Origin of the sequence: uncultured Campylobacter sp. (assembly GCF_938045775.1) — a bacterium.
Lineage (GTDB): Bacteria > Campylobacterota > Campylobacteria > Campylobacterales > Campylobacteraceae > Campylobacter_B.
The window spans coordinates 1-5,861 of record NZ_CALIBH010000062.1; the positions used below are offsets into that span (position 1 = coordinate 1).

7 protein-coding genes are annotated in these 5,861 nt (G+C 48.4%); 3 read left to right on the top strand and 4 right to left on the bottom strand.

Features of this window, described 5'->3' with window-relative positions; all coding sequences use genetic code 11:
- Nucleotides 1-297, top strand: a 297-nt coding sequence (locus Q0238_RS01970) for a hypothetical protein (protein ID WP_297942384.1), incomplete at its 5' end; no start/stop codon positions are given.
- Between the two features lie 214 nt (nt 298-511).
- On the opposite strand, the gene Q0238_RS01975 is transcribed toward Q0238_RS01970, so the two are convergent.
- Nucleotides 512-1,852, bottom strand: coding sequence for an aminotransferase class V-fold PLP-dependent enzyme (locus Q0238_RS01975; protein WP_297942386.1), 1,341 nt, complete (start codon nt 1,850-1,852; stop codon nt 512-514).
- Nucleotides 1,853-1,953: 101 nt separating this feature from the next.
- Between Q0238_RS01975 and Q0238_RS01980 the strand changes: the two genes are divergently transcribed.
- Nucleotides 1,954-2,763 (top strand): DUF234 domain-containing protein, encoded by an 810-nt coding sequence (locus Q0238_RS01980; RefSeq protein ID WP_297942388.1) that lies wholly within the window; start codon nt 1,954-1,956, stop codon nt 2,761-2,763.
- Between the two features lie 469 nt (nt 2,764-3,232).
- Here the strand turns inward: Q0238_RS01980 and Q0238_RS01985 are convergent, their stop codons facing one another.
- The gene (locus tag Q0238_RS01985; RefSeq protein ID WP_297942390.1) at nt 3,233-3,973 is read right to left on the bottom strand and encodes a hypothetical protein; all 741 of its coding nucleotides are present in this window, start codon (nt 3,971-3,973) and stop codon (nt 3,233-3,235) included.
- 88 nt (nt 3,974-4,061) lie between these two features.
- Here Q0238_RS01985 and efp point away from each other — a divergent pair, with 88 nt between their 5' ends.
- Nucleotides 4,062-4,628 carry an elongation factor P gene (gene efp, locus Q0238_RS01990; RefSeq protein ID WP_005871146.1) on the top strand — a complete coding sequence of 189 codons (567 nt, stop codon included), beginning with the start codon at nt 4,062-4,064 and terminating at the stop codon, nt 4,626-4,628.
- Between the two features lie 277 nt (nt 4,629-4,905).
- Here the strand turns inward: efp and Q0238_RS01995 are convergent, their stop codons facing one another.
- Nucleotides 4,906-5,139, bottom strand: coding sequence for a SelT/SelW/SelH family (seleno)protein (locus Q0238_RS01995; RefSeq protein WP_297942393.1), 234 nt, complete (start codon nt 5,137-5,139; stop codon nt 4,906-4,908).
- A 150-nt stretch (nt 5,140-5,289) separates the two neighbouring features.
- On the bottom strand, nt 5,290-5,861 hold a 572-nt coding region (locus Q0238_RS02000; RefSeq protein ID WP_297942396.1), incomplete at its 5' end, for a metallophosphoesterase.

A 5,861-nucleotide genomic window follows, 5' to 3' on the forward strand; every position in this document is an offset into this window, starting at 1 on the left:
ATTTTCGCCGCCACGGGCTCTGCAGTAAAATTTCTCGCCGCGGAAGTCTGCCGAGTAAAATTCGGCTTTGTAAAATTTCAAATTTTACGGCACAAATTCCACGGCGCAGAATTTTACACATCTACGAAATACAAAAATTGCGAAGCTCGTTCAAATAGCGAAATTTTGAAATTTAGGAATTTTAAAATTGGGCGGTGTAAAAATTTATCCACGCGGCACGGAATTCTACCGCTCAAATTTCACGGCGCAAAACTCCTCGGCACAAAATTTACCGATAGAATTCAGCTCGCAATTTAAAATTTCAAAATTCCGCGCCGTGAAATTTTATGCTAAGAATTTCGCGTTCCAATCGGTACGGAGTATCTGCTACCCGAGCCGCGCATAAAATTCTACGCTTTAAAATTCCAAGCCATAAAATTTTACATTGCGAAATTCCACCGACAAAATTTTATGTGGCAAAATTCCGCGCCGTAAAATTTAAAAGCGGCTCTTGCTACAAAATTTCGTGAGCTTAATTTACGCTGCCGCAGCGGTATTTGCCCGCTACAAAGGTGATTTTATCGCGGATCTGAGCGATCTGTCTTAGCGCCTCCGCCAAGAAATCCACGTCGCTTTCGTCGTGGATGAACGAGAAGCTAGCCCGCACCCAAGCGGGTTTGCGCGACATTTCGGTATCGGGTTGCAAGCCGAGCAGATCAAAGCCGTAAGGCGCGGCACAGTCGCATCCTGCGCGGGTTTGGATATCAAATTTCTGCCCGAGCACCCCGGCTAGCGCGTCCGCGCCGAGCCCTTGCATATTAAAAGCAAAGATCGGCACGCGCGGCGCGGTGAGATTGCCGTAAATTTCAATCTCGGGGATTTTTGAAATTTCGCTTATGAAGTGCCTGCAGATCGCCTCTTCGCGCGATTTGATCGCCTCTAGCCCCGCGCTTTTGCGAAGCTTTAGGGCAAGACAAGCTCGCACCAGCGCGATGATGCCCGGCGTGCCTGCTTCCTCCAAGCGCTCCTTGTCGATTATAAAGCGCTGCGTTTGGGCGTCTGCGTATTTGATCGTGCCGCCCCCCGCGAACGTCGGCTCCTCGCCGCGCAAAAGCTCCTTTCGCACCGCCAAAATCCCGCTGGCGCCCACGCCGCCCAAAAGCTTGTGCGCGCCGAAAAACATGCCGTCGCAAAAGCCGAGATCTATATTTTCGTGCGCGATGAGCGCGCTAGCGTCCACGAACAGCCGCCCGCCGTGCGCCTTGAGCATCAAGTAAGCGCGCTTGTAATCGAGCTTAAGCCCCGTCACGTTCGATGCCGCGGTAAGCACGCCGTAAATTTCGCGCCCTTTGTTTGCGGATAAAATTTCGCCCAGCCGTGCAAAATCCATCAGCCCGCTTGGATCCGGCGGCACGCGCACGACCTCGCAAAGCCCCTGCCTTAGGCTGATCTCCACGGAGTGATGCTCAAAAGGCGAGATGATGAAAAGCGGCAACTCTTTTATGCTCTCGCGCCGCAAGCCAAGCCTATCTCGCGTCGCTGGCGGCAGGTAGATGCCTAGAATTTCCCAAAGCTTCTTAATCGCCGCGGTCGCGCCAAATCCGCACGAGATCAGGTAGTAGCGCTCTTCGCAGCCTAGAAGCTCTTTGATTTTGGCCCTTGCATTTTCGTAGTAATCGCTCGTGATCTCGGCGTTGGCTCCGCCTGCGGAATGGACGTTGGCATATGTTGCAAGCACGCGCTCGATCTCTGCTTCTATAGGGCGATACGCAAGGCCCGAGGCGGCAAAATCGAAGTATTTGACCCCCTCTTTTAAGATGATGTTTTCTTTGATCGTTTCAAAATCCAAAGCGCGACTCCAAAATTTTTGCAAATTATATCCAAACTCGCTAAAATTACGCCCGCAAGGAGGGCGAAATTTACGAGTTAAAAGATACTGCGCGAAATTTAGGCGATGCCGATATCGACGCGATTTTGCAGTTTCATTTCGTATTTGATGAGATAGGCTGTATAAGCGGCTACGCGGACGTTTTCGAAGCGATCGAAAATGAAATTTTGCTCTGCTTTGAACGTCTCGGCGAGCGCTTTAAATTTGGCGGCGAGTGCGAAGAGCAGATCAAAAAAGCGCTGATGAAATTCGCTAGAAGCGACCGCAAAAAAATAGGAATTTCAAAAATCTTGCCGCGATTTACGGCGCAAAAAATCACCGCAGATCTCATAAACGCGAAGTTCCTAATCACCGAAAAATCAAGCGAGCAAAGAGCGCAAAAAGCTCGCAAAAATGACCGCCTACCGCGCGCGCTGCGCCGCTACCATATCGCCGACAAAGTCCATTTTAGCAGCAACTTCGCGAGGTTTTGGTTTAGATTTATCGAACCGAACCTGCCCGCGCTGCGCCGCGGCGAGATAGGGCGCGTGCTGAGTCTCATCAAAGCGGATTTCAACGCCTACGCGGGGCTCGGGTTTGAAATTTTAAGCAAGGAGCTGCTCGCGAAGTATCTGAATTTAGAGATTTCGCAAATTTCAAGCTTTTGGAACAAAGAGGTCGAGATCGACATCTACGCGAAATTTGAGAGCTTTTGCGTCGCGGGCGAGTGCAAATACAAGGAGCGAAAAATTTCAAAAAACGTACTAAACGAGCTCATACTCAAATGCGAAAAAGCGCACCTCGCGCCCGATCTGCTCGCGCTGTTTTCCAAAAGCGGCTTTAGCGGCGAGCTGCGCAACCTAAAAAGCGATAAAATTTTACTCTTTTCGCTCGAGGATTTTAAAATTTTACTTTAAGCTGCGCGCCAAAAAAGCCTAGAATATGGCGCGAGCGAGCGGTGCCGTGCACGTATGGTATGCCGCAAGAAATGAGTGGGGTGCTACCGACGGATACGCTATCTACGGGCGGCACAGGCAGAGCATGGGTAAGCACAAGGCATGACAGACGCGCTATCGATAGACGGCATGAAGGTGTGTTTGAGCGGACGGCGGCGCTATAGATAGGCAGACAGCGCACTATCGGAGGCGCACTATGACAGCAAATTTTAAACACAATCTGCAAGCAGAAAATTCGCCAAGCGCCAAATGCGAGTTTTTAAAATTCTATCACTAAATTTTAGCACAGGTTTAGACGGCTACATCGCCCACGCACAAATCAGCCACTTGCGAATTTCCCGCGACTATTGATAAGCAAACACTCGCTATATGCAAGCAAACTCGCGCTGTCCGCGCACAAACTCCGCGCCCTAAATTCCTCAAATTTAGACTATTTTTTCACCTTGATCACGTATGGCACCGATTTGATCACACCTTTGGAAAAGAGCGTCTTGGTGTCCGCATACACGGCATCAAGCTCGGCTTTTGAGACGTCCGCATCGCTTACCTGCACGTCCTTGTCGTAGTATTTCTCGATCACGTCGATCGCGCCCTTTTGATCGCTCGGCGAGAGGGCTTTTAGATGCTTTAAAATCAGCGCCGATTTGATAAACGCGCTTTTGCCGTGCACCGGCGCAAAGATCAATTTTACATTGCTGTTACGAAGATGCTTCGTGATCCTCTTCATCTCCTCGGCGCAATACGGGCACTCCGGATCGCCCACGATGTAGGTCATATAAGGGTTATTTTTATCAAATGACTCGATATAGGCAAATCTCGCAGGATCTATGCTCTTTAGCAGCTCAAGCGCGGCGGCATCCCTGGCGTCCTTTAAAATTTGAGTTCTCATCTTAAATAGCGCCGCGTCCGCCGCGTCCGCAAGCTTAGGCTCCTCCGTCACTGCCACTAGGCTTTTGCCGTCGTCGCTAGCTAAAAACGCCTCTTTTTTATCGCCCGAGCGGACGATCAGCAAATTTAGCCCGTTTAGCGAGTTTAGCTTATCGATCGAGATGAGCTGAGCGTTTTTATCATTTAGACTTTGCTTTAGGTTTTTCACAAACTCCGCTTCGTTCGCATTCGCGCCAAGCGCAAAAGCCGCACACGCAACCAAAACGTAGATGAGTTTTTTCATAGCTTCCCTCCCCTTAAAATTTCGCCAATTATATCAATTTAAAATAAAATTTGTTATAATCGCGCCCTATCAATTTAAGGAGAAATTTATGGCTTATTCAATGGGCGATCTAAAAAAAGGTCTAAAAATCGAGGTGGACGGAATTCCGTTTAAAATCATAGAATACCAACACGTAAAACCGGGCAAAGGGCCAGCTTTCGTGCGCGTTAAAATAAAATCTTTCATCGATGGCAAGGTGCTTGAAAAGACCTTCCATGCGGGCGATAAATGCGAGGCGCCGAATCTTGAGGAAAAAGAGATGCAGTACCTCTACGATGACGGCGAGGCGTGTCAGTTTATGGATACCGATAGCTACGAACAGATCGCGATCAGCGACGAGGATGTGGGCGAGGCGAAAAAATGGATGCTAGATGGCATGATGGTAAATATAATGTTTTACAACGGCAAAGCGATCGGCGTGGATGTGCCGCAGGTGGTGGAGCTTAAGATCGTAGAAACTGCGCCGAATTTCCGCGGCGATACGCAGGGCAGCAACAAAAAGCCTGCCACGCTTGAGACCGGCGCCGTGGTACAGATCCCATTTCACGTGCTAGAAGGCGAGGTCATCCGCGTTGACACCGTCCGCGGCGAGTATATCGAGCGCGCAAATAAATAATCTCCCCCTGTTTTTGCGAAATTTTGATTTCGCAAAAATTCCTCTTTCTTTTGAAATTTATAAACTCCGAGCGATAAATTTAAACCGCGATCTTCGCATAAATTTTGATTAAAATAGCTTTTCAAATTTGCCAAAATGTGGGATAATTTAGTATAGCTTTACGCAACGCTGATTTTTGCAAAATTTAAAATAGCTTTACGATTAAATTTACGGATATGAAATTTGAGCATAAAAAACGCCCGAAAGCAAATCTTGCGACCTGCTTTCGGGCTTTGAGCTAGGCTGCAACTTTAATTAGATTTAAAATTTCACCTTCACTTGGGAAACGAGGCTTAGCAAAATCTTTATTAAAGAAAAGCTTTCTGCCGTCAACTTCTACTAGAAAGTCTCCGCTGCCACCAGTGGCCAACTCGACAACTGCATCCTTATAGACGCTTGTTATTTCATCTCTCACACGGAGAGCTTGCGGTCTATAAGATCAAGAATTACAATAAGTAATTACAACCTTCATCTTTATTCCTTTCTAAAAAAGTGCCACATTGTAGCCAAACTAGCTTAAATTTTAATATAAAGGCTCAATTTCGCACGCCGCAGCATTTAAAATTTACGAGCGAATTTCGCCGTTTGCAAAGCTTGGAATTTCGCTGCCGCAGGCTTAAGGCTAGTCTTCAAATTTTAAAATTTCATCGTAGCAGAGATAAAAATCGCAGTCTCGCGCATGGAATTTTTTATCGCCGTGAAAGTGCCCGAAATACCACCGCTTAGGCCTTACGAGCTCGAAAATCCTCTCTAAATACTCAGACGTTTTATCGGGGGTACTTTTGCCGCACCAAAGGTATTCTTTTAAAAATTTCATCGCAAACCACGGCGCCGTGTGGCTCAGCACCGCATCAATCCGTCCGCCCGCAGCGATGAAATCGCGCGCATTTCGCATCGCGCAAGCAAACTCCTCCTCGCTTGGAATCTCGCGCGCCCACCAGCTAAGCCCCGGTATCCGATGCGCCTTATCGACGCTAAGCGCGCCGCCGAAGCATAAAAAGCGCCGCCCCGCGATCTCGTAAATTTCGCCGCGTCGCAACCAAAATATGTTTTCGCCGCCCACGCTCACGGTGCCGCCAAATTTCCGCTCGCGCGGCAGCTCGTCCAACATATCGAAATTTTCATGGTTGCCGTCGATAAAAAGAAGCGTGGCGGGGAAATATCTTTCTATATTTTTGCGCGCCATAAACTCAT

Bases quoted from the DNA above. Each gene is read 5' to 3' on its own strand.
- Q0238_RS01985 (WP_297942390.1), bottom strand. From the start codon at position 3,973: ATGAAAAAACTCATCTACGTTTTGGTTGCGTGTGCGGCTTTTGCGCTT.
- efp (WP_005871146.1), top strand. From the start codon at position 4,062: ATGGCTTATTCAATGGGCGATCTAAAAAAAGGTCTAAAAATCGAGGTG.